This window comes from Roseivivax sp. CAU 1753, from assembly GCF_054482575.1.
In genome coordinates this window covers 254,355-275,469 of sequence record NZ_JBTLRF010000002.1, presented here as the reverse complement: position 1 = coordinate 275,469, position 21,115 = coordinate 254,355, and the positions used below count along the sequence as shown (strand labels likewise).

Below are 21,115 nucleotides of genomic sequence, written 5' to 3'. Positions count from 1 at the left end.
GTGGGTCAGCGATGCGCGGCGCCAACCTTGCGGATCATGTCGAGCAGCGTCTCCAGCGTCGCGGTGCTCAGGTCCGCCCGTTCGGTGAACCAGTCCCGATGCGCACCGACGATCTTCAGCGGGAAGGGGGTGACCCCCAGAACCCGGCACATGTTGAACCGGTGATTGCCCGAGCCGGTCTTCACCAACGCCCCGTCGCGATTGATCACGGCGGTGGATTCGTAGCTCGACTTCTCGTCCGAGAAGCCTTCGGCCACCAGACTGTCCGCGAGGCCGCCAACATAGTCGCGGAAGAAATCCCGCACCTCGGCCTCGGAGCGCATTCTGATATCCTTGTGCACCGCCACCCCCCTGGTGCGCAGTTCGTCCATCAACTGCCGGAACCAGATGCTGTCATCGACCGTGTCGCGATGCGCGATGAAATCGGCGACCTTGTTGTATTTGCTATTGGCTTCCAGCGTGGTGGTGCGACCGAACAGATCGCCCGGAATGAAGAACGGCTCGCGCTCTTTCAGCGCCGGATGCGCAAGACTGACAACTGCCTTGGGCAGAAAGCGGCTGGCCTGCCGGATGCGGAGTTTGGCGACGGGCCATTTCGTGCCGCCATGATAAAGCACCTTGCGCGGGTCGATCCAGACAACGGCACGGCCCTGGACCTGACGGGTAAAATCCTTCTGGCGCAATGACAGGATCGACATGAAATGACTTCCTCGGAAATGCCGCCAGTTTAGCGCCTGTGACGCCTGCTCGACAAGACACCCCAACGCCCCCCCGCGGCCAGGTCGAAACGAAAAAGACCCGGATCAAGGGTCCGGGTCTTTGGCAACTGGATCGCGTTCGGATCAGTGCAGCTTGCGTCCGACCTGCGCGATGGCGTCGTCGATCAGCTTGCCCTGTTCGGCCGCGCCCATCTTCTTGGCAACCACGTCGCGCGACGCGGCGATTGCCACGGTGATGGCACGGTCGCGGACATCCTTGATTGCGGCCTGCTCGGCCGAGGCGATCTGGTCCTTGGCCGCTGCGATGCGACGTTCGATGGAACGGTCGAGATCCTCAAGCGCCTGCCGCTTGCTTGTCTCGGCATCTTCGCGCGCCTGCACGACGATCCGATCCGCCTGGTCCTGAACGTCGCGCTGCTTGCGCTCATAGCTGGCAAGAAGCGTCTGCGCCTCTTCGCGCAGCCCGCGCGCTTCGTCGAGTTCCGACCGGATGCCCGCGGCGCGGTCGTCCAGCAACTTCCCCAGAAGCGCGGGCACGTTGTAGTAGATCAGCACGCCGATGAAGAGGAGAAAGCCCAGAAGCACGATGAAATCGGTGTTTCTGAGCGAAAAGAATGCATCGCCCGCGGCCAGCGCGGGTGAGGCGATGATTGCGGAGGACGCGGTCAGGATGGTGAGTTTCTTCATCTCGCTTACCCCTTCAACCGCGCATCGACGGCCTGGTCGATCTCGGCCTGGTCCGCAGTGGCGCCAAGCGCTGCCACCAGGGCCGCCGCGGTATCCTTCGCAACCGCCTCGACATTGGTCATGGCAGAGGCCCGGATCGCGTTGATTTCCTTTTCGGATTCCGCGGTCTGCGCGGCAATCTCGGCATCGGACCTGGCCTGCGCGTCGGCGACCTGGCCCTTGATCTCTTCGCGGGTTTCCTCGGCGATCTTCTGCGCCTGGATCCGCGCATCGGACAGGGCCTTCTGATAGGCCTCTTCCGCCTCGTCTGCCTTTTTCTTGAGGTCTTCCGCCCTGGCGATGTCGTTGGTGATCGTGCCCTGACGCTCTGCCAGAACCGCGCCGATGCGTGGCAGGGCAATGCGGGACAGCACGAAATAGATCACGACAAGCGTGACGATCAGCCAGAATATCTGGTTGCCGAAGGTCGAAAAATCGAGCTGCGGCATGCCCGGAGCGGCCTCTGGGCTATGGGGAAGCCCTTCGCCGACTGCGGCAGTTGTTTCGGTCGCCATGGCGTCCTCCGTCAAGCCTCTCATCAATCAGCGGGCGGTCCGGAAAGATCCGGTCCCGCCCGTCGCGTAAGGAATGCCCGGACGTCTCTTAGACGGCGAACATCAGCAGAAGTGCGACCAGGAACGAGAAGATGCCCAGTGCTTCCGCGAATGCGATGCCGATGAAGAGGGTCGCGGTCTGCGACGCGGCGGCCGAAGGGTTCCGAAGCGCACCGGCGAGGTAGTTGCCTGCGACATTGCCCACACCGACGGCTGCGCCACCCATGCCCATGCATGCCAGGCCCGCGCCGATGAATGCGCCCATTTGTACGATATCGCCTTCCATGAGTTCTCTCCTTACGATGGAATTGCTTTGCGTTGTCTGCAGGGCGCGCGCCAGGGCGCCCGCCCGTCGTTCGTGAAACGTTTAGTGTGCCGGATGCAGCGCGTCCTTGAGGTACACGCAGGTCAGGATGGTGAAGACGTAGGCCTGGATGAAGGACACCAGCACCTCGAGGCCATACATCGCCGTGATGGCCAGGACCGACAGCGGCGAGATGGCCGCGATGGCCGCGAAGCCCGCGAAAACCTTGATCACGGCGTGTCCGGCCATCATGTTGCCGGCCAGACGAATGGAGTGGCTGACCGGGCGCACGAAGTACGAGATAACCTCGATCAGCGCCAGGATCGGGCGCAGCGCGAGCGGCGCGGAGCTGACCCAGAACAGGCCCAGAAACTTGGTGCCGTTCTTGACGAAGCCCAGGATCGTCACCCCGAGGAACACCGCCATCGCCATCACCGCCGTCACCGCGATATGTGACGTCGTGGTGAAGGCCATCGGAATGAGCCCGAGGAAATTGGCAAAGACGATGAACATGAACAGCGTCATGATATACGGGAAATACTTGACGCCTTCCTTGCCGGTGATGTCCTCGACCATCTTGTAGATGAAGCCGTAGGCAAGTTCCGCGACCGACTGCGCCCGGCTCGGCACGATCGACCGTCCGCCGGTGCCCAGAACCAGAAGCGCGACCACCGCGAGAACGGTCAGCGCCATCCAGAGCGTTGCGTTGGTGATGGTGAACATGCCCACCGGACCATCCCCGAACAGCGGGGACACGATGAACTGGTCCATCGGGTGGAACACGAGACCGGTCTCAGTACCGCCAGCTTCAGTCGCCATCTTTGGTCCTCTCGTCCTCATTGGCCGGTTCGGCCAGCTTTTGGTCCTGCAGTTCCCGGGCGGTGCGTATCATCACGTTCACGCCCGCCGCGAACCCCAGCAATGTAAACAGCACCAGAAGCCAGGGCTGCGTGCCAAACACCGCGTCGAGCCCCCATCCGATGCCAAAGCCGATCCCGAGACCGGCCACTAGTTCTATCACCATCCGCCAGGCATGCTGCGCCTGGGAGTAGTGCTCGTCCTGGTGGCGCTTCGGCGGCAACTTGGCCGCTTTCATCGCCGCGATCCTGGCTTCGAGATCGCTCATGCGCTGTTTGTGGTCGAGATCGTCCACGCCCGTCACGCCCCATCAGAGTTCGTCAGTTTGCTAAGCGGCACGGGCGGTCGAGTCAAGCGGCGGGGCAAGGCCGGAATGCCCCTTGCAAGCCATTGAAATTGTGGCGGTTATCAGGTCGCGGTTTTGTCCCGCCGCGGTGCGGTTGTGCTTGACGCGATCAAAACGGCGGCGCGGCGTCATTCAACTTCCGGGTTGAGTAACGCCAATGGCCGCTTGACGGCGGGGCGGATTGGCCGCCATGTGCCTTCCCATGGCCCGTGATCTCGACCTCGTCTTCGCCGCCCTTGCCGATCCGACGCGGCGGCGCATCCTCGGCATGTTGCTGGAAGACGACATGGCCGTGACCGATGTCGCCGAACCGTTCGAAATGTCGCTCGCGGCGATCTCGAAGCATCTGGGCATTCTGGCGGCGGCGGGGCTCATTTCGCAGGAGAAGCGCGGGCGGCTGAAATGGTGCCAGCTCGAACCCGATGCGTTGCGCGACGCGGCGGTGTGGATGCAGAGCTACGGTCAGGTCGAACCCATCCACCTCGACGATTTCGAACGGTTCCTCCAGACCGAGCTTGGGTCGCGCGAAGACGCCCGCCCGGGCGGATAAGCGGCTTCGCCGGGATCGCCCCGATCAACCGCCCCGGGCTTTCCGGGTGGACGCCGCTGTCGACGATCGGCGGTCCGTCCGGCGTCGCGCGGCTGGCCAGACGCGGAAATGCGTATTTGGAAAATGGAAAGACGGACGGTCAGCGCTCCGTCCCGCCGACATAGGCCTTGAGATGCTTGAGAAACGCCTGGACCTTCGCGGTTCGGTGCAGATCGACATGGGTGACAAGCCAGGATGACGACACCCAATCCTCAAGCGGCGGCATGATTTCGACCAGTTCGCTCAGATCCTCTGCCTCGCGCACTGATACGAAGCCGATCCCAACGCCGGATATCACCGCGTTGCGCATCACCCGTACGTCGGACGTGCGGAACACCACCCGGTCGCGCGGCACGTTCTCTTTCAGCCAGCGAAAGAACGGCGCCCGGTTGTCGATGTTGTCAGACGCGACGAAACGATGCCGGATCAGCTCCTCCGCGTCGGTCGGCATCCCGTTCCTGGCGACATAGGCCGATGACGCATAGAGCGCGACGTGGTGATCCATGAACCTCTGCACCACGTTGTCCGGCTCGTCGGGCCGACTGCCCGAGCGCAGCGCGACATGTGCTTCGCCGTATTCCAGGCGGAACACCCGGTCGTCGGTCATGTAGCGCACCACCACGTCGGGATACGCTTCCTGAAACGACGCCAGCGCCGGGACCATGAGCGGCGCGAAGTTGATCAGCGATGTCACCATCAGCTCGCCCGAAACCTCGGCCCCCTGCCCCTTGATCCGGCTGGTCAACTGTTGAAACTGTTCGTCGGTGGCCTGGGCCACGCGCAGCAGGTCCTGCCCGGCCTCGGTGGGCGTATAGCCGCGCGCATGGCGTTGGAACAGCTTGACGCCCAGCCGCGCCTCGATCGCGTCGATATGGCGGATGACGGTGGCATGATGCACGCCCAGCACCTCCGCGGCGCCGGATACCGTACCCATGCGCGCCACCTGAAACGCCGTGCGGACCTCGTCCCAGTTTTCCATATGGCCCGCTCCGGATGTGTGTGCGCAGTTTCACGGTGAACGCCCATAAGCGCCTGCCAGGTGCGCATTTGCAAGTGCCACCGCATCGTGGCCCGCGGTGCGGCGACACTTGACTCGCCGCCGCGCCCGCGCTTATACGCGCCCGCAACACCCCGGAAGTCCCATTGCTTCCGGTCCCATGGGCCATGCCCGGGATCGCCCTCCGTCAGCGCGTTGCGCCCACGGGGGCACGACCGGTTTTGACCATCGGGGTTTGCGCATGCGCGCGGGCGCCCCCATCTGGGGGGCAGGGAAACGCAGTAGGAGGGGCCAGCCCCGATGTTCGAGAATCTGTCAGATCGCCTGGGCGGCGTCTTCGACCGGCTGACCAAGCAGGGCGCCCTGTCCGAAGACGACGTCCGCACCGCCCTGCGCGAGGTGCGCGTCGCGCTGCTCGAGGCCGACGTGTCGCTGCCCGTGGCCCGCAATTTCATCAAGGCAGTGGAGAAAAAGGCGACCGGCGCTGCCGTCACCAAATCGATCACGCCCGGCCAGCAGGTCGTGAAGATCGTCCATGACGAGCTGATCCAGGTCCTGGCCGGCGACGATGAGGAACCCGGCGCGCTGCGCATCGCCAACCCGCCCGCGCCGATCCTGATGGTCGGCCTGCAGGGGTCGGGCAAGACCACAACGACCGCCAAGCTGGCCAAGCGACTGACCGAACGCGATCGCAAGAAGGTGCTGATGGCGTCGCTCGACGTCAACCGTCCCGCGGCGATGGAACAGCTCGAAATCCTCGGTCGCCAGATCGGCGTCGACACCCTGCCCATCGTCAAGGGCGAGGACCCGGTCACCATCGCCAGACGCGCCAAGACCCAGGCCAGCCTCGGAGGCTACGATGTCTACCTGCTCGACACGGCGGGCCGTCTGCACATCGACCATGACCTGATTGCCCAGGCCGCCGCCGTGCGCGACGCCGTCACCCCGCGCGAGACGCTGCTGGTGGTTGACGGGCTGACCGGTCAGGACGCGGTCAACGTCGCCGAGGAATTCGACGACAAGATCGGCGTCACCGGCGTGGTGCTGACCCGGATGGACGGCGACGGACGTGGCGGTGCGGCGCTGTCGATGCGGGCCGTGACCGGCAAGCCGATCAAGTTCGTCGGCCTCGGCGAAAAGATGGACGCGCTCGAAACCTTCGAGCCGGACCGCGTCGCGGGCCGCATCCTGGGCATGGGCGACATCGTGGCCCTGGTCGAGAAGGCGCAGGAAACCCTCGAGGTCGAACAGGCCGAGCGCATGATGAAGCGCTTCCAGAAGGGTCAGTTCAACATGAACGACCTGAAGATGCAGCTCGAGCAGATGCAGAAGATGGGCGGCATGGAAGGCATGATGTCGATGATGCCGGGCATGGGCAAGATGGCCAAGCAGATGGAAGGCGCGGGCATCGACGATTCGGTCCTGCGTCGACAGATCGCGCTGATCAACTCGATGACCAAGCGCGAACGCGCCAACCCGCAGATGCTGCAGGCCAGCCGAAAGAAACGCATCGCAAAGGGGTCGGGCCTCGACGTGTCCGAGCTCAACAAGCTTCTCAAGATGCAGCGCCAGATGGGCGACATGATGAAGAAGATGGGCAAGATGGGCAAAGGCGGCATGATGAAACAGGCGATGCGCGGCATGTTCGGCAAGGGCGGCATGCCCGCGGGCATGGACCCGTCGCAGATGGACCCGAAGCAGCTCGAAGCCGCGGCCAGGGCGCTGGGCGGCACGGGCGGGCTTCCCGGCGGCATGGGCGGCACATTGCCCGGCGGCCTGTCTGGCTTCGGCAAGAAGAAATGACGATCTCTGCGCGCCCATGTCCCGCGACCGACCATGCCGGCTGGCGCGCGCCCGTGGCCATGCGCGGCACTGCTGCCTTTCCATTTTCCAAATACGCAGGCGCCACGCCTGCCACTGGCACCGGAGCATCGGCATGGGCCTGACTCCCGCTCCCCGCCTCGAGACCGAGCGCCTGATCCTGCGCGGCCCCGAACTGCGCGACTTCGACGCGCTGGCCGCGTTCCACGCCGACCCGGTCCGCGCACCGGGCTTCGGACCGGTGATGGCGCGCGCAGAGACGTGGCGCTGGTGGGCGTGCAATATCGGGCACTGGCACATCCATGGCTATGGCTACTTCACCGTCGAAGACAGGGCATCGGGCCAGCCTGCCGGGATCAGCGGCATCTGGAATCCCGAAGGGTGGCCCGAACCCGAGCTTGGCTGGGTCGTGTTCGACGGATACGAGGGTCGGGGCATCGCCTACGAGGCCGCCCTGAAAGCCCGCGAATGGGCCTATGGCCCGCTTGGCCTGACCACCCTCACGTCGAACATCGTGCCCTCGAACACCCGCTCCAAGGCCCTTGCCCGTCGCCTCGGCGCGGTGCATGAGCGGACCTATGACAACCCGTTCATGGGCATCGACGAGCTTTGGCGGCACCCGTCCGCCGCCGAGGTGGCCGCATGATCCAGACCATCCCCACGCTCACCACGCACCGGCTCGAGCTGCGCGCGCCCGAGGCCGGTGATTATCCGGACTTCAAGGCCACCTTCGCCTCTTACCGGTCGCGGTTCATGGGCGGTCCGCTCAATACCTATGAAGCCTGGATGCTCTATGCCGCCGAAATCGGCCACTGGGAAATCCGCGGCTACGGCATGTGGATGATCCACCTTCAGGGTACCGGCGAGACGGTGGGCATGGCGGGCGGCTGGAAACCCGCGAAATGGCCCGAGCGCGAGATCGCCTGGATCATCTGGCCGGATCGGGCCGGGCACGGCTACGCGCTCGAGGCGACGGCCCGGGTCCGGCGGTATTTCTACGACACGGCGGGCTGGGACACAGCCGTCTCTTACCTCGACCCCAAGGACCTGAGCTCGGTCCTGTTGGCCGAGCGGCTGGGTGCTGTCCGCGACCCTGCCGCCGAAACCGTGGACGGCAGCGATGTCTGCTACCGCCATCCCTCGCCGCAAGCGCTGCGCCAGTCGCAGATCGCCCATGGCATCGAGATGGAAATCCAGAACTACATCGATCCGCTGTTCAAACCGAAAGGCTGGGCCATTGACTGACGCCATCAACCGCGCCGCGACCCTTCTGGGCGCGCATCGCACCTCGATCGACCGGCTCGACGCGATCCTGGTCTACACTCTTGCGGAACGGTTCAAGCACACCCAGGCCGTGGGCGTCCTCAAGGCGCAGCACGATCTGCCGCCGTCCGATCCCGCGCGCGAAAAGGACCAGATCGCGCGCCTCGAAGCTTTGGCGGAAGAGGCCGATCTCGACCCGGAATTCGCCAAGAAATTCCTGAACTTCATCATTCAGGAAGTCATCCAGCACCACAAGAAGCACCAATCCTGACCGGGCGTGCCCGGCATTGAATATCCCAAGGAGAAACGATCATGGCTACCAAAATTCGCCTCGCCCGCGGCGGCTCCAAGAAGCGCCCGCATTACGCAATCGTCGTCGCCGACAGCCGCATGCCGCGCGATGGCCGCTTCATCGAGAAGCTGGGCACCTACAATCCGCTGCTGCCCAAGGATGACGAAAGCCGCGTCGTCATGGACCTCGAGCGGGTGAAGTACTGGCTCGGCCAAGGCGCCCAGACCACGGACCGGATCGCACGGTTCCTCGAGGCGGCTGGCGAGGCCCCGAAGACCGAGCGGTCCAACCTCAAGAAGGGCACGCCCGGCAAGGCCGCCCAGGAACGCGCGGCGTCCCGCGCCGAAAAGGCCGCGGCTGCGTCCGAAGCGCCCGCGGCAGACGCCCCTGCCGAGGAAACCGCAGAGTAATCAGCCCGCCTTGCGGGGCATTGTTGTCAGCCCGCCTTTAGGGGCATTGCGCGCGCGGAGAGACCCCTCTCCGCGCGCTTTTTTCGCCATCTGACCGAACCTGATGCACGGATTCACGACCTGCTGAAAATTGTTGGTGAGCCCTGTTCAAAGTCCATGCCACGCCCTACATTCGAATCAACAGATCCTGTGCGCAGGCCCTTTCGCGCTGCGCACCAGCACGTTTTTTGCAGGAGCATCCGCAATGAAGACACTGGTTTCCCTGGCCGCCCTGACGACCCTTCTCGTGGCGCCTGCGACGGTGACCGCGCAGACGTCGGGCGCATCGGCCGGGGGCAATGCGCCCGCGCTCAGCTTTTCGTTGCGCGGCGGTGTCGCCAGTGGACCGGCCTATTTCGGCGCGGACGAGTACGGGTACAGCCCCGATATCGGGTTCAAGTTCCACTCCATCAACATCGGCTCGCTGGCATTTGGCGATCCGGACCCGCGCGCGCCGAAGCTGGGCTTCGGGATCGGCGGCTCGTTTCGCTACATCGCCGAGCGTGACGCCAGCGAATACGACCTGCTGACCGGTCTCGACGACATCGACGCGGCGTTCGAACTGGGCCTTGGCGTCAGCTACGGCACCCGCAACTTCAGCGCCTTCGCCGACATCCGGCAGGGTTTCGGCGGCCACGAGGGCGTGGTTGGCGAAATCGGCGCGGATGTCATCATGAACCCGCGTCGGGACCTGACCCTGACGATGGGCCCGCGCGCGCTGTTCGGCAGCGCCGAATTCACCGATACCTATTTCGGCGTGTCCGCGTCCGAAGCCTCGGCGCTGAACCCGGCCTACGACGCCGATGGCGGTCTGGTGTCCGTCGGTGCCGAGGTCGTGATGACCTATCAGATCAACGACAACTGGGGCCTCGAGACTGGGCTGACCTGGGATCGCTACATGAACGATGCCGCCGACAGCCCGATCGTCAAGAACGGGCGTCGCGACGATATCGGCGCCCGCGTCGGTTTTACCCGCAACATCCAGCTCGGCTTCTGATCGGACAGACCGGCGATTGCGTTTCGCTGCCGTCGGGCGCTATCGCCATGGGCAGGAACCGCAAGGAGCGAGGCACATGGTGGACAACAGGATCTGCGTCGGCGTGATCGGCGGTGCCTTCGGCGTCAATGGCGAAGCGCGCATCAAGAGCTTTACCGCCGACCCCGAAGCCATCGTCGACTATGGCCCCTTTGAGACCGAGGATGCCAGCCAGACCTTCGAGATGCAGATCACGCGCCCCGTGAAGCAGGGCTTCGCGGTTCGGCTGTCGGGTGTGCGGTCGAAGGAAGACGCCGACGCGCTGCGGGGCACGCAACTGTTCGTGCCGCGCGACCGCCTGCCGCAACTGCCCGATGACGAGTATTATCACGCCGATCTGATCGGCCTGACGGTGCAGGACACCGGCGGCGCCCTGCTGGGCACGGTCAAGGCGGTGCTCAACCACGGCGCCACGGATCTGCTCGAGGTCACGCAACCCGACGCGGCGCAAACCGTGCTGTTGCCGTTCACGCAATCGGTGGTACCGACGGTCGATCTGTCGGCCGGCAAGATCGTCGCCGATCCCCCGGACGGTATTTTCGACTGACCCGCGATCTCCTTGGTGACGCCCAAGCCCTGCCCGCTTTCCGCCGATATTCGGGTCTAGACCTGTGCAGGTATTTCTGTGGGTGGGTATGTTTGTGCAGCATCAAAGGTTGGTATTGTCCACACTGGCGATCGCGCCGGGCGTTGCGCTCATGGCGGTGCCGCGGTCTGTCACGACCGGGCTGACGGATGCCGTCGGCCAGGCCGGACTGTTGCTGGCGATCGCGATCCTGTCGACCATCGCGGTCCATTTGAGCAGTTGGGGCCGACGCGCGGACCACGCAACCGACGCCCCCCGCCCCGCAGAGACGGCCGCCGCCCGGACCGAAGCCCCCCGGACCGAAGCCCCCCGGACCGAAGCCGCCCAATCCTCGGCGGCGCTGGCTACACATGGCCAGCCTAGCCCGGTCCCGCCAAAACCCGCCCGACCAACGTCGTCGCGGGCACAGTCTTCAAAGGCACAGTCTTCAAAGGCACAGTCGTCACGGGCACAGTCGTCAAAGGCACAGTCGTCGCGGGCCAGACCCGAAGCCCTGCTTCTGGCCCGGGCGCATCGGCGTCCACCGGACAGCTTCCCCGACATCGACACGCAACGCGCGCATATCACAACGCGACTTGCGCGGCGGTATTGGCTTGACGCCAAACCCTATGGACCGGACGAACCCGACCTGCTCGATTTCGCCATTTCCACGGTGATCGGCCACGTGGTCGACCTCTGGCAGGTGCCCGCCTCGGAAGAGCTCAGCGACACCCAGGTGCGCGAATTGTTCATGCTCGACCGGCTGTCTGCGGCAGCCCCGGCCGAGGCCGGACGTCTGGCGCAGGAGTTTCGCAATCCCGCGCTTGCCATCGATATCCGCGACCAGATCTCGGCACTCGGCAAGCAGCGGATCGCGTTTGAGCGGACCCGCGATGCTTTCGAGGCCACGCAGGCGCTGGCGCAGTCGTCATTGGAACTTTCGGACATGCGCCAGGCGCTCGACGCGCTCGGGGTTGCCGATCCCGAGCTTTGGCATCACATCGTGATCCGCCATGATCCGCTTGATCCAAGACAGCGCGACGCCGCGCTCTGGTGTGTCACCCGGCCAGAATGCAACCGCGCCACCGTGGCGCAATGGTTCTTCGACCTGGTGATGGACGGCACGCTCGAAAGCGCCGCCAAACGGCATGACGCGGCGTTTCTGGCCGCGGTGCAGGCGGTCATCAGCGCGTGGAATGCCGATGTCTACTGCCGCAACGAGATCGGTCTGACGCCCGACGACGCGGTCGCGGCCTCGGCCATGACCATCGCCAGGCGGCTTGACCGGGTGGCGGAACTGGCAGGCACGACGCGCTGGGACATGCCCTGCGGCATGTTCGAATCCTACCCCGGACGCGTGGCCAGACCGCGCCCGGCATGGGACATCGCCAGCGGGCAGATCGTCGCGGCACCCGAGGCATCGGATTACCTGACCTTCGGCTGACCCTTTGCCAAGCCGCCGCGAAGCCGCTATGGGCTGGCGCATCGAGACAGCAACGAGACGACGCATCATGCGCTCTTTTGGCCGCAAATCCATCGCCGGGTCGACCCGTCCGCGCGACCTGATGTCCGAGACGGGCGGGCGAAAGGACCTCTGGACCGCGCAGGTGATCACCCTCTTTCCCGAGGCGTTTCCCGGCACGCTGGGCCTGTCGCTGACCGGACGCGCCCTGCAGGACAAGCTTTGGCAGCTTGAGACCATCCCCCTGCGCGACTTCGGCGAAGGCAGGCACCGCAATGTCGATGACACCCCCGCGGGCGGCGGCGCGGGCATGGTGCTGCGCGCCGACGTGATGGAAAAGGCCCTGATCGAGGCGCGCGCCCGGATCGCCCCTGACGCGCCGCTGCTGTATCTGTCGCCGCGCGGCACGCCCTTCACCCAGGATCGCGCCCGCGCGCTGGCCGCAGGCCCCGGCATGACGCTGATCTGCGGGCGGTTCGAGGGGCTGGACCAGCGTGTGATCGACCATTTCGGTGTCGAAGAGGTGTCTTTGGGTGACTTTGTCCTCACCGGAGGCGAGATCGCAGCACAGGCCTTGATCGACGCGAGCGTCCGACTTATACCGCGCGTGCTCGGGAATCAAACGTCCGTCGAAGAGGAATCCTTTTCGCACGGACTTCTGGAGCACCCGCAGTTTACGAAACCCGCCGTCTGGAACGGTCGCGCGATCCCGGAAGTGCTTCTGTCGGGCCATCACGCGAAGATCACCGACTGGCAGCGGAACGAGGCCGAAAGGCTGACAAAGGAACGACGACCTGATCTCTGGCGGGCTTACCTGCAAGCGCAAGGTAGGGACCCGGAAGAAGACCAAGAGCTCTGAGGCGGCAATCAACTTTGCGGATCGAACCGCAAGCAGAAATAGGAGTGGGTCAGATGAATCTGATCGCAGAACTCGAGGCGGAACAGATCGCCTCGCTCGGGAAGGATATTCCCGATTTCAAGGCCGGCGACACCATCCGCGTCGGCTTCAAGGTGACCGAAGGCACGCGCACCCGCGTGCAGAACTTCGAAGGTGTGTGCATCAGCCGCAAGAACGGCAACGGCATCGCCGGTTCGTTCACCGTCCGCAAGATTTCCTTTGGTGAAGGCGTGGAGCGGGTGTTCCCCCTGTTCTCGACCAATATCCAGTCGATCGAGGTTGTCCGCCGTGGTCGCGTCCGTCGCGCCAAGCTGTATTACCTGCGCGCCCGTCGCGGCAAGTCGGCCCGCATCGCGGAAGACACCACCTACAAGTCGCCCAAGGGCGACCGCGCCCAGGCTTGAGGAGTGCAGAGATGAAAAAAGGCATTCACCCCGAATACCACGTCGTGACCGTCAAGATGACCGACGGCAGCACGTTCGAGACCCGCAGCGTCTACGGCAAGGAAGGCGATACGATCTCGCTCGATATCGACCCCACCGTGCACCCTGCCTGGACCGGCGGCACGTCGCGCCTGCTCGACCAGGGCGGTCGCGTGTCGAAGTTCAAGAAGAAGTACGAAGGTCTCGGCTTCTGAGCCATTGCGCCAGACCGGAATTTGCAGAAACGCCGCCTTTCGGGGCGGCGTTTTTCGTGCGCGGCATTCGGCGGTCGGGAATCGCGATCTTGTGAGTCCGCGCCCCCGACCCGCAATCGACAGCGCGGCGGCGGGCGGCTAGGTTGACCCCGAGCAGCAGAACCGGCCGATCCATGACCCTGAACCGCAGCGTGCACCTGATCTATCTGTTATGCGCGGGGCTGATCCTGACGGCTTGCGGCGCGCCCGTCGAACCCGAAAGACCAGCCGCCAGCCAGGCCGAAATCGCGGCACTTGCAGCGGCCTTCCGGGACCTCGACCCGGGCGTCGACCCAGAAGAGGCCAGCCGCGCCGCCCGCATCGCCATCACCTATCCGATGGAGCTGCGCGCGCTTTACCAGGTCGAGGATGGACCGATCCTGCACAATACCAAGGTCAATACCGGGCTGAAGCGCCGCGGTCTGTGCTGGCATTGGGCGCAGGACATGGAACGGCGCATGGCGCAGGAAGCGTTCCGGACGCTCGATCTGCACCGCGCCGTCGCGCCGCCGCGCAACCTGTTCCGGCTGGAGCATTCGACGCTGGTAATCAGCGCCGCCGGGGCCGATATGCCCGAAGGGCTGGTGCTGGATCCGTGGCGCATGGGCGGGCCGCTTTACTGGGGCCCGGTGCGCGCCGACCCGAGCTATGACTGGCTGCCGCGCAGGGTAGTGCTGGCAAGCAACGGCATCGAGATTCCCGACGGATACATTGTCGAAACCGCACCATAGGGGCGCGGGGCCGGGCAAGACGGGGCAAGGACGGGCAAGGCAGGGGCCAGACATCATGCAGATCATCCGCCGCATCCTTACCCTGGCCCTGGGCCTTGCAGCCCTTCCGGGGCTGGTCGCCTGTGCGCTTCACGTCTCCAACTCGTCCGGCGCGGCAATGCCGCCCGGGCCCGAAGGCACCCACCGGATCGCGACGCATAACGTGCATTACATCCGGCTCGACCGCGCCGAGGGGGCCTGGTCGCGCGCCGACTGGGCCACCCGCGCCCCGGCCATGGATGCGGCGTTCAAGGCGCTCGACGCCGATATCGTGTCGTTTCAGGAGATGGAGAGTTTCGCGGGCGGCAATTCCGACGATGTGAACCTGGCGCGCAGCTTCTTGCTCAAGAACAACCCGGGATATGCCGCTGCCGCAATCGGCGACTGGCGCGTGTTTCCGTCGACGCAGCCGATCTTCTATCGCCGTGCCCGTTACACGGTCTTGGATCAGGGCTGGTTCTTCTTTTCCGACACGCCCGAGGTGATCTATTCGCGCACCTTCAACGGCTCTTATCCGGCCTTCGCGTCCTGGGTGAAGCTGCGACCGCGCGGCGGCGGGCGCGCCTTTGTCGTGCTGAACGTGCATTACGAATACCGCTCCGGCTCCAACCGGCTCAAGTCGGCGGCCCTGACGGCGTCCCGCATCGGTGGCTTTCTCGACCAAGGCGTGCCGGTGATCCTCGCGGGCGACCTGAACGCGCGGACCGGGTCGAAAACGGCGGCGATCCTCGAGGATGCGGGGCTTGCGTTTGTCGATGTGCCAGGGGCGACCTATCACTTCGACCGGGGCATCAACCTGTTCGGTGCCATCGACCTTATCGGGCTGTCCGCGGGCATCCGCGTCGCCGCCGGGCCGCACGTCCTGCAACGTCGGTTCGCGGGCGACTGGCCGTCCGATCACTACCCCGTCGCCGCCGACCTCTACCTGCCCGAGTGATCAATCTGCCGCGCCGCGCGGGTCTTGCCAATGTCACGGCTTCCCTTGTGGTGTTCCCCTAGATACCGTAGCGCCGGTTGAAGATCGCGGAATATCTGGGGAACGGGACGTGGCGCATATCATCGTTGTCGGGAACGAAAAGGGCGGTGCGGGCAAGTCGACCGTTTCGATGCATATTGCGACGGCATTGGCCCGGATGGGCCACCGGGTCGGCACCCTGGACCTCGACCTCAGGCAGCAGACCTTCGGGCGCTACATCCACAACCGTCGCGCCACCATGGCCGCCGAGGGCCTTGATCTGCCGACGCCGCATTACATGGAACTGCCCGAGATCGACCAGGACACGCTGGCCCCGGGCGAGAACGTCTATGACCACCGCCTGTCCGCCGCCGTTGCCGTGCTCGAACCGCGATCGGATTTCGTGCTAATCGACTGCCCGGGCTCGCATACCCGCCTGAGCCAGGTGGCGCATTCGCTGGCCGATACGCTGGTGACACCGCTCAATGACAGCTTCGTCGATTTCGACCTGCTGGCGCATATCGCGTCCGATGGCGAAAGGATCGTCGGCCCCTCGGTCTATTCCGAAATGGTCTGGAACGCCCGCCAGTTGCGCGCGCAGGCCGGGTTGCAGCCGATCGACTGGATCGTCCTGCGCAACCGGCTTGGCGCGCAGAACATGGTCAACAAGCAGAAGATGGAAAAGGCGCTCGCGACCCTGTCCAAGCGCATCGGCTTTCGCGTGGCGCCCGGGTTTTCCGAGCGGGTGATCTTCCGCGAACTGTTCCCGCGCGGGCTGACCCTGCTCGACCTCAAGGATGTGGGCGTCAAGCAGCTCAACATCTCGAACGTGGCGGCACGGCAGGAATTGCGCGACCTGATGAAGGCGCTCAAGCTGCCCGGCGTCACGATCGGGTTCTGATCGCGCCGCGCACAGTCAGGAGGCACCGATGCCCGCACCGATAAATGGCTTCAAGGCGGCCCTCGGCGAGGGTCGGCAGCAGATTGGCCTCTGGATGGGGCTGACCGATTCCTATGTCTCCGAGGTTGTCGCCCGCGCAGGCTTCGATTGGGTGCTGATAGACGGCGAACACACGCCCAACGATCTGGCCGCCATCGCGCGCCAGATGCAGGTGGTGTCGCCCCATACCCATCCGGTCGTGCGCCTGCCGATGGGCGAGCCGTGGCTGATCAAGCAGGTGCTCGACACCGGCGTGCAGTCGCTTCTGATCCCGATGGTCAATTCCGCCGACGAGGCCCGCGCGCTGGTGCGTGCGATGCGCTATCCGCCCGAGGGCATCCGCGGCATGGGTGGCGCGCTGGGCCGTGCCACGAATTTCGGGCGCGACGCCGATTACGTGGCTTCGGCGAACGACCAGATGTGCCTGCTGGTGCAGGTCGAAACCGGTGCCGCGCTCGACGCGCTCGACGAGATCCTGACGGTCGAGGGCGTCGACGGCGTCTTCGTCGGCCCCGCCGACCTGTCGGCCGATCTGGGCTATCCGGGCCGCCCGGACGCCCCCGAGATGCAGCGCGTGGTGGCCCGGACGCTGGCCCGTATCGCGGCATCCGACAAGGCCGCAGGCATCATAGATTTCTCGGACGGCGCAATTGCCGGCCATATCGACGCCGGTGCGCAGTTCGTCGCGGTCGGCGCGGATGTCGTGTTCCTGTCGCAGGGTTTGCAGGCGCTGGCGGCCCGATGGCGGCAACCGGGCGGCGGTCTCGATCCACGGGCTTAACCCGACATTAACCATGGCGCGCATGTCATGGGTCATGCGCATCTGGCCCCTACTCCTGCTGCTTCTGGCCTTGACCGGCTGCAACACCGGTGGCCCCGGCTTTTCGGGCATTGAACCTGTCCGGGTCAGCCAGGACGGCAGCACCTTTCTGTTCCGCGGCAACGGCGCTCTGATCGAGGCGCAGCGCGTATCGGTGGAATTTGCCCCGCGCTTTCAGCCCGTCGCCCGCAAGGCAGGCATTGCCGCCCAGATCCGCACCGGCTGTCCGGTCGAATGGATCGTCGGCGACCAAGCGATGATGATCCTCGCCCTGGCCTGCCCCGGCGCGGAAAAACCGCCAAAGCTGCCGCGCGGGGCGAACTGGATCTGCGATGTCCTGGGGGCCTCCCGCCCGGTGGGCGAACGGATGGTGTCGTCCACCTTCAGCCTGTCCTGCCGCAAAGGATGACAATCGCGCCGGTGATGCCGATCCCGCCTGTGCCGCCCACAGGCCACCGGCCGGCGTACATCCCCCTCAATAGATGGGATGGCACGCGATATCTTGTGGATAAGCCATGCCTGCCTGCGACATACAGCGCTAATTGTTTGACAGACGGGTCCGCCAAGGCCCAAAATCAACCGATACGCGGAATCGGGGGTCCGAACCTTGCGCTTTTCGAAACTGAAACTGACCGGCTTCAAAAGCTTCGTGGACCCCACGGACCTTGTCATCGCCGATGGCCTGACCGGCGTGGTCGGGCCCAATGGCTGCGGCAAGTCCAACCTGCTCGAAGCGCTGCGCTGGGTGATGGGCGAAAACCGCCCTACGGCGATGCGGGGCGGCGGCATGGAGGACGTGATCTTCGCCGGTGCCGCATCGCGCCCGGCGCGCAATTTCGCAGAGGTGGTCCTGCAGATCGACAACTCCGAGCGGCTCGCGCCGTCGGGCTTCAACGACACCGACCAGCTTGAAATCGTGCGCCGGATCACCCGCGATGCGGGCTCTGCCTACAAGACCAACGGCAAGGACGTGCGTGCGCGCGACGTGCAGATGCTGTTCGCCGACGCCGCCACCGGGTCGCAATCGCCCGCGCTGGTGCGGCAGGGCCAGATCTCGGAACTGATCAACGCCAAGCCGAAGGCCCGCCGCCGCATCCTCGAGGACGCCGCCGGGATCGCGGGCCTCTACCAGCGTCGCCACGAGGCCGAACTGAAGCTGAAGAACACCGAAGCCAACCTGACCCGCATCGACGACGTGATCGAGGGGCTGGCAAGCCAGCTGTCCAGCCTTGCACGGCAGGCCCGTCAGGCCGCCCGCTACCGGGCCATCGGCACGGATCTGCGCCAGGCCGAGGGGCTGTTGCTCTATCGTCGCTGGGCCGATGCCGATCTTGCGCGCGCCACCGCGGACGAAGCCCTGCGCGCCCGGCTGTCCGCCGCCGCCCAGGCGGAACGCGCCGCCCTGGACGCGGCGAGGACGCGCGCAAGCGCGGAAGAGGCGCTGCCCGCCCTGCGCGAAGAGGAAACCGTCGCCGCCGCGATCCTGCAGCGCCTGACCGTCGAGCGGGACACCCTCAAGGAACAGAAGGCCCGGGCCGACGACACCATCCGCACCCTGACCCGCCGCATCGAACAGCTGACCCATGACATCGACCGCGAGGCGGGCCTCAACCGCGACGCGGGCGAGACCATCGACCGGCTGGAATGGGAAGCGCGCGAACTGGCCAAGGCCGGTTCCGGCCATCCCGACCGGCTGGCCCGCGCCGCCGAGGAATCGCAGGCCGCCGCGGCCATCCTGCAGGAACGCGAAGGCCTGCTGACCGAACAGACCGAAGACGTCGCCCGCCTTGCCGCGCGGCATCAATCGGCGCATCGCTACCTGGCCGACACCCAGAAGATGCTCGACCGGCACGAAACCGAAGCGGTGAAATCCCGCACCGCCGTCGAAGAGGCCGAAACGGTCCTGGCAGGCGCAAGCGCCGCGCGCCAGACCGCCGAAGACCGGCTTGCCACCGCGCAGACCACCGCGCGCGACGCCGAAACCGTGTTGACCGAGGCCGAGGGCGCGCGGGCGGAAACCCAGGCCCGAGAGGCCGACGCCCGTGCCGAACGGTCCGAGGCCGAGGGCGAGATGAATGCGCTCAGGGCCGAGGTCAGCGCGCTGGCCCGCCTGCTCGACCGCGACACCGCCGAGGGCGGCCAGATCCTTGACCGGCTGCAAGTCGAACAGGGCTTCGAGAAGGCCTTGGGGGCCGCCCTCGCCGACGATCTGCGCGCCCCCGAGGTCGAGGCCGACGGTCCCTCGGGCTGGGCGGTGCTGCCCGCCTATGATGCGGCGCAACCCCTGCCCCGGGGCGTCACGCCGCTGACCCTGCATGTCTCGGTGCCCGAGGTGCTGGAACGCCGCATGGGCCAGATCGGGCTGGTGGATGCGGATGAAGGCAACGCACTGCAACCGAACCTCAAGCCCGGTCAGCGTCTGGTAAGTGTCGATGGCGACCTCTGGCGCTGGGACGGCTATCGCGCCTGGGCCGAAGACATGCCCTCTGCGGCCGCCCTGCGCCTGGAACAGCTCAACCGCCTCGAAGCGCTGAAACAGGAAAGCGCGCATGCCGGATCGCGGCTCGAGGGGGCGGCTCGGGCGCATGAGGCGTTGCAGATGCGCCTGTCCGACCTGACCCGCGCCGACAAGGAGGCCCGCGAGGCGCGCCGCGCCGCGGACCAGGCGGTGACCGAAGCGTCGCGCGCGCTCAACCGCGCCGAGGCCGACCGCGACATGGCCGAGGGCCGGCAGGAAAGCGCGCGGCTTGCCGTGACCCGCCACGAGGACGAGGCCACGACAGCCCGCAAGCAGCGGGTCGAGGCGCAGCGCGCGGTGGCCGAGCTTGGCAATCTCGAAGCCGCCCGCGCCGAGGTCGAGGACATCAAGCTGACGGTCGAGGCCGCGCGGATGACGATGATGGCCAAGCGCTCGGCCCACGACGAGCTGCGCCGCGAAGGCGATGCACGCACCGCCCGCGCGCAACAGGTCACCAAGGAATTGTCCGGCTGGCGGCACCGTCTCGAGACCGCCAAGGGCCGCAGCAGCGAATTGACCGCCCGCAAGGAGGCCGCCGAGGACGACCTTGCCGAGGCCGAAGACCTGCCGCGCCAGATCGAGGAGCAGCATGCCGCGCTCAGCACGGCCATCGATACCGCCGAGACGCGCCGCAAGACCGCCGGGGATGCGCTGGCCGTGGCCGAAGCCGCCCTGCGCGCGGCCGTGGCGGGCGAACGCGACGCCGAACGCACCGCGTCCGAAGCCCGGGAAGCCCGCGCCGCCGCCGAGGCCCGCGCCGAAGCCGCGCGCGACGCCGTGACCAGTGCCGCGGACCGCATCGCCGAAGACCAGGACACCACGCCCGCCGGACTGCTCGAACAGCTGGATGTCGATCCTGCCGCCATTGCCCGCGCCGACGAGATCGAGGCCCGGGTCAACGCCCTGAAGCGCCAGCGCGATGCCTTGGGCGCGGTCAATCTGCGCGCCGAGGACGATGCCCGCGAGGTGCAGGACGAACACGACCTGCTGCTGTCGGAAAAGACCGACCTGGAAGAGGCGATCAAGACCCTGCGCTCCGGCATCGCGTCTCTCAACCGCGAGGGCCGTGAACGGCTGCTGACCGCGTTCGAGCAGGTCAACGCCAATTTCTCCCTGCTGTTCACGCATCTGTTCAACGGTGGCGAGGCCAACCTGGTCATGGTCGAATCCGACGATCCCCTCGAAGCCGGGCTGGAAATCATGTGCCAGCCGCCGGGCAAGAAGCTATCGACCCTGTCGCTCTTGTCGGGGGGCGAGCAGACGCTGACCGCGCTGGCGCTGATCTTCGCGGTGTTTCTGGCCAACCCCGCCCCGATCTGCGTACTCGACGAGGTCGACGCGCCGCTGGACGATGCCAACGTCACCCGCTTCTGCGATATGCTCGACGAGATGTGCCGCCGCACCAACACCCGCTTCCTGATCATCACCCATCACGCCGTCACGATGGCCCGTATGGACCGGCTGTTCGGCGTCACCATGCAGGAACAGGGTGTCAGCCAGCTGGTGTCCGTGGACCTCAAGAACGCCGAGAAGATGGTCGCCTGAGCGGCCCCGAAC

The 21,115-nt window shown here is 65.9% G+C and carries 25 protein-coding genes; 18 read left to right on the top strand and 7 right to left on the bottom strand.

Annotation, left to right across the window (positions count from 1 at the left end; translation table 11 throughout):
• Positions 1–5 precede the first annotated feature (5 nt).
• The 6 genes from ACXYMN_RS06245 to ACXYMN_RS06220 all read right to left on the bottom strand — a co-directional run bounded on the left by ACXYMN_RS06245 (position 6) and on the right by ACXYMN_RS06220 (position 3,456).
• Positions 6–698, bottom strand: coding sequence for a hypothetical protein (locus ACXYMN_RS06245; protein WP_459012642.1), 693 nt, complete (start codon positions 696–698; stop codon positions 6–8).
• A 144-nt stretch (positions 699–842) separates the two neighbouring features.
• Positions 843–1,406: a F0F1 ATP synthase subunit B gene (locus ACXYMN_RS06240; protein ID WP_459012641.1), complete on the bottom strand. Its 564-nt coding sequence runs from the start codon at positions 1,404–1,406 to the stop codon at positions 843–845.
• 5 nt (positions 1,407–1,411) lie between these two features.
• Positions 1,412–1,960: a F0F1 ATP synthase subunit B' gene (locus ACXYMN_RS06235; RefSeq protein ID WP_459012640.1), complete on the bottom strand. Its 549-nt coding sequence runs from the start codon at positions 1,958–1,960 to the stop codon at positions 1,412–1,414.
• A gap of 88 nt (positions 1,961–2,048) precedes the next feature.
• Entirely contained in the window at positions 2,049–2,285 is a 237-nt protein-coding gene (locus ACXYMN_RS06230) for a F0F1 ATP synthase subunit C (protein ID WP_076447653.1), read from the bottom strand.
• A gap of 81 nt (positions 2,286–2,366) precedes the next feature.
• On the bottom strand, positions 2,367–3,122 hold the full coding sequence (locus tag ACXYMN_RS06225) for a F0F1 ATP synthase subunit A (RefSeq protein WP_459012639.1): 756 nt from the start codon (positions 3,120–3,122) through the stop codon (positions 2,367–2,369).
• Positions 3,112–3,456 (bottom strand): AtpZ/AtpI family protein, encoded by a 345-nt coding sequence (locus ACXYMN_RS06220; protein ID WP_459012638.1) that lies wholly within the window; start codon positions 3,454–3,456, stop codon positions 3,112–3,114. The genes ACXYMN_RS06225 and ACXYMN_RS06220 overlap by 11 nt, the downstream gene beginning before the upstream one ends.
• 253 nt (positions 3,457–3,709) lie before the next feature.
• Between ACXYMN_RS06220 and ACXYMN_RS06215 the strand changes: the two genes are divergently transcribed.
• Complete coding sequence (locus ACXYMN_RS06215; protein ID WP_459012637.1) at positions 3,710–4,057, top strand: ArsR/SmtB family transcription factor; 348 nt, start codon at positions 3,710–3,712, stop codon at positions 4,055–4,057.
• Between the two features lie 139 nt (positions 4,058–4,196).
• Here the strand turns inward: ACXYMN_RS06215 and ACXYMN_RS06210 are convergent, their stop codons facing one another.
• The gene (locus tag ACXYMN_RS06210; protein WP_459012636.1) at positions 4,197–5,075 is read right to left on the bottom strand and encodes a LysR family transcriptional regulator; all 879 of its coding nucleotides are present in this window, start codon (positions 5,073–5,075) and stop codon (positions 4,197–4,199) included.
• Positions 5,076–5,393: 318 nt separating this feature from the next.
• Here ACXYMN_RS06210 and ffh point away from each other — a divergent pair, with 318 nt between their 5' ends.
• From ffh to smc, 17 genes are all read left to right on the top strand, one after another.
• Positions 5,394–6,896, top strand: a complete 1,503-nt coding sequence (ffh, locus tag ACXYMN_RS06205; RefSeq protein WP_459012635.1) for a signal recognition particle protein — start codon at positions 5,394–5,396, stop codon at positions 6,894–6,896.
• A gap of 133 nt (positions 6,897–7,029) precedes the next feature.
• A complete protein-coding gene (locus ACXYMN_RS06200; protein WP_459012634.1) occupies positions 7,030–7,560 on the top strand; it encodes a GNAT family N-acetyltransferase in 531 nt (176 codons plus the stop codon).
• The gene (locus ACXYMN_RS06195; protein ID WP_459012633.1) at positions 7,557–8,159 is read left to right on the top strand and encodes a GNAT family N-acetyltransferase; all 603 of its coding nucleotides are present in this window, start codon (positions 7,557–7,559) and stop codon (positions 8,157–8,159) included. Before ACXYMN_RS06200 ends, ACXYMN_RS06195 begins: the two co-directional genes overlap by 4 nt.
• Positions 8,152–8,448, top strand: a complete 297-nt coding sequence (locus tag ACXYMN_RS06190; protein ID WP_459012632.1) for a chorismate mutase — start codon at positions 8,152–8,154, stop codon at positions 8,446–8,448. The genes ACXYMN_RS06195 and ACXYMN_RS06190 overlap by 8 nt, the downstream gene beginning before the upstream one ends.
• Before the next feature lie 41 nt (positions 8,449–8,489).
• The gene (gene rpsP / locus ACXYMN_RS06185) at positions 8,490–8,879 is read left to right on the top strand and encodes a 30S ribosomal protein S16 (RefSeq protein ID WP_459012631.1); all 390 of its coding nucleotides are present in this window, start codon (positions 8,490–8,492) and stop codon (positions 8,877–8,879) included.
• Positions 8,880–9,123: 244 nt separating this feature from the next.
• Positions 9,124–9,915 (top strand): MipA/OmpV family protein, encoded by a 792-nt coding sequence (locus tag ACXYMN_RS06180; RefSeq protein ID WP_459012630.1) that lies wholly within the window; start codon positions 9,124–9,126, stop codon positions 9,913–9,915.
• Between the two features lie 79 nt (positions 9,916–9,994).
• A complete protein-coding gene (gene rimM / locus ACXYMN_RS06175; RefSeq protein WP_459012891.1) occupies positions 9,995–10,501 on the top strand; it encodes a ribosome maturation factor RimM in 507 nt (168 codons plus the stop codon).
• 115 nt (positions 10,502–10,616) lie between these two features.
• Positions 10,617–11,963, top strand: a complete 1,347-nt coding sequence (locus ACXYMN_RS06170; protein WP_459012629.1) for a hypothetical protein — start codon at positions 10,617–10,619, stop codon at positions 11,961–11,963.
• Positions 11,964–12,030: 67 nt separating this feature from the next.
• On the top strand, positions 12,031–12,840 hold the full coding sequence (gene trmD, locus ACXYMN_RS06165; protein WP_459012628.1) for a tRNA (guanosine(37)-N1)-methyltransferase TrmD: 810 nt from the start codon (positions 12,031–12,033) through the stop codon (positions 12,838–12,840).
• A gap of 53 nt (positions 12,841–12,893) precedes the next feature.
• On the top strand, positions 12,894–13,283 hold the full coding sequence (gene rplS / locus ACXYMN_RS06160) for a 50S ribosomal protein L19 (protein ID WP_459012627.1): 390 nt from the start codon (positions 12,894–12,896) through the stop codon (positions 13,281–13,283).
• 11 nt (positions 13,284–13,294) lie between these two features.
• Positions 13,295–13,516 (top strand): 50S ribosomal protein L31, encoded by a 222-nt coding sequence (gene rpmE, locus ACXYMN_RS06155; RefSeq protein ID WP_459012625.1) that lies wholly within the window; start codon positions 13,295–13,297, stop codon positions 13,514–13,516.
• A gap of 173 nt (positions 13,517–13,689) precedes the next feature.
• The gene (locus ACXYMN_RS06150; RefSeq protein ID WP_459012624.1) at positions 13,690–14,286 is read left to right on the top strand and encodes a hypothetical protein; all 597 of its coding nucleotides are present in this window, start codon (positions 13,690–13,692) and stop codon (positions 14,284–14,286) included.
• Positions 14,287–14,341: 55 nt separating this feature from the next.
• A complete protein-coding gene (locus ACXYMN_RS06145) occupies positions 14,342–15,262 on the top strand; it encodes an endonuclease/exonuclease/phosphatase family protein (protein WP_459012623.1) in 921 nt (306 codons plus the stop codon).
• A 109-nt stretch (positions 15,263–15,371) separates the two neighbouring features.
• A complete protein-coding gene (locus ACXYMN_RS06140; protein WP_459012622.1) occupies positions 15,372–16,181 on the top strand; it encodes a division plane positioning ATPase MipZ in 810 nt (269 codons plus the stop codon).
• A 28-nt stretch (positions 16,182–16,209) separates the two neighbouring features.
• On the top strand, positions 16,210–17,001 hold the full coding sequence (locus ACXYMN_RS06135) for an HpcH/HpaI aldolase family protein (RefSeq protein ID WP_459012621.1): 792 nt from the start codon (positions 16,210–16,212) through the stop codon (positions 16,999–17,001).
• 34 nt (positions 17,002–17,035) lie between these two features.
• Positions 17,036–17,449 carry a hypothetical protein gene (locus ACXYMN_RS06130; RefSeq protein ID WP_459012620.1) on the top strand — a complete coding sequence of 138 codons (414 nt, stop codon included), beginning with the start codon at positions 17,036–17,038 and terminating at the stop codon, positions 17,447–17,449.
• A 198-nt stretch (positions 17,450–17,647) separates the two neighbouring features.
• Positions 17,648–21,103: a chromosome segregation protein SMC gene (gene smc / locus ACXYMN_RS06125; RefSeq protein ID WP_459012619.1), complete on the top strand. Its 3,456-nt coding sequence runs from the start codon at positions 17,648–17,650 to the stop codon at positions 21,101–21,103.
• The last annotated feature ends 12 nt before the right edge of the window (positions 21,104–21,115 follow it).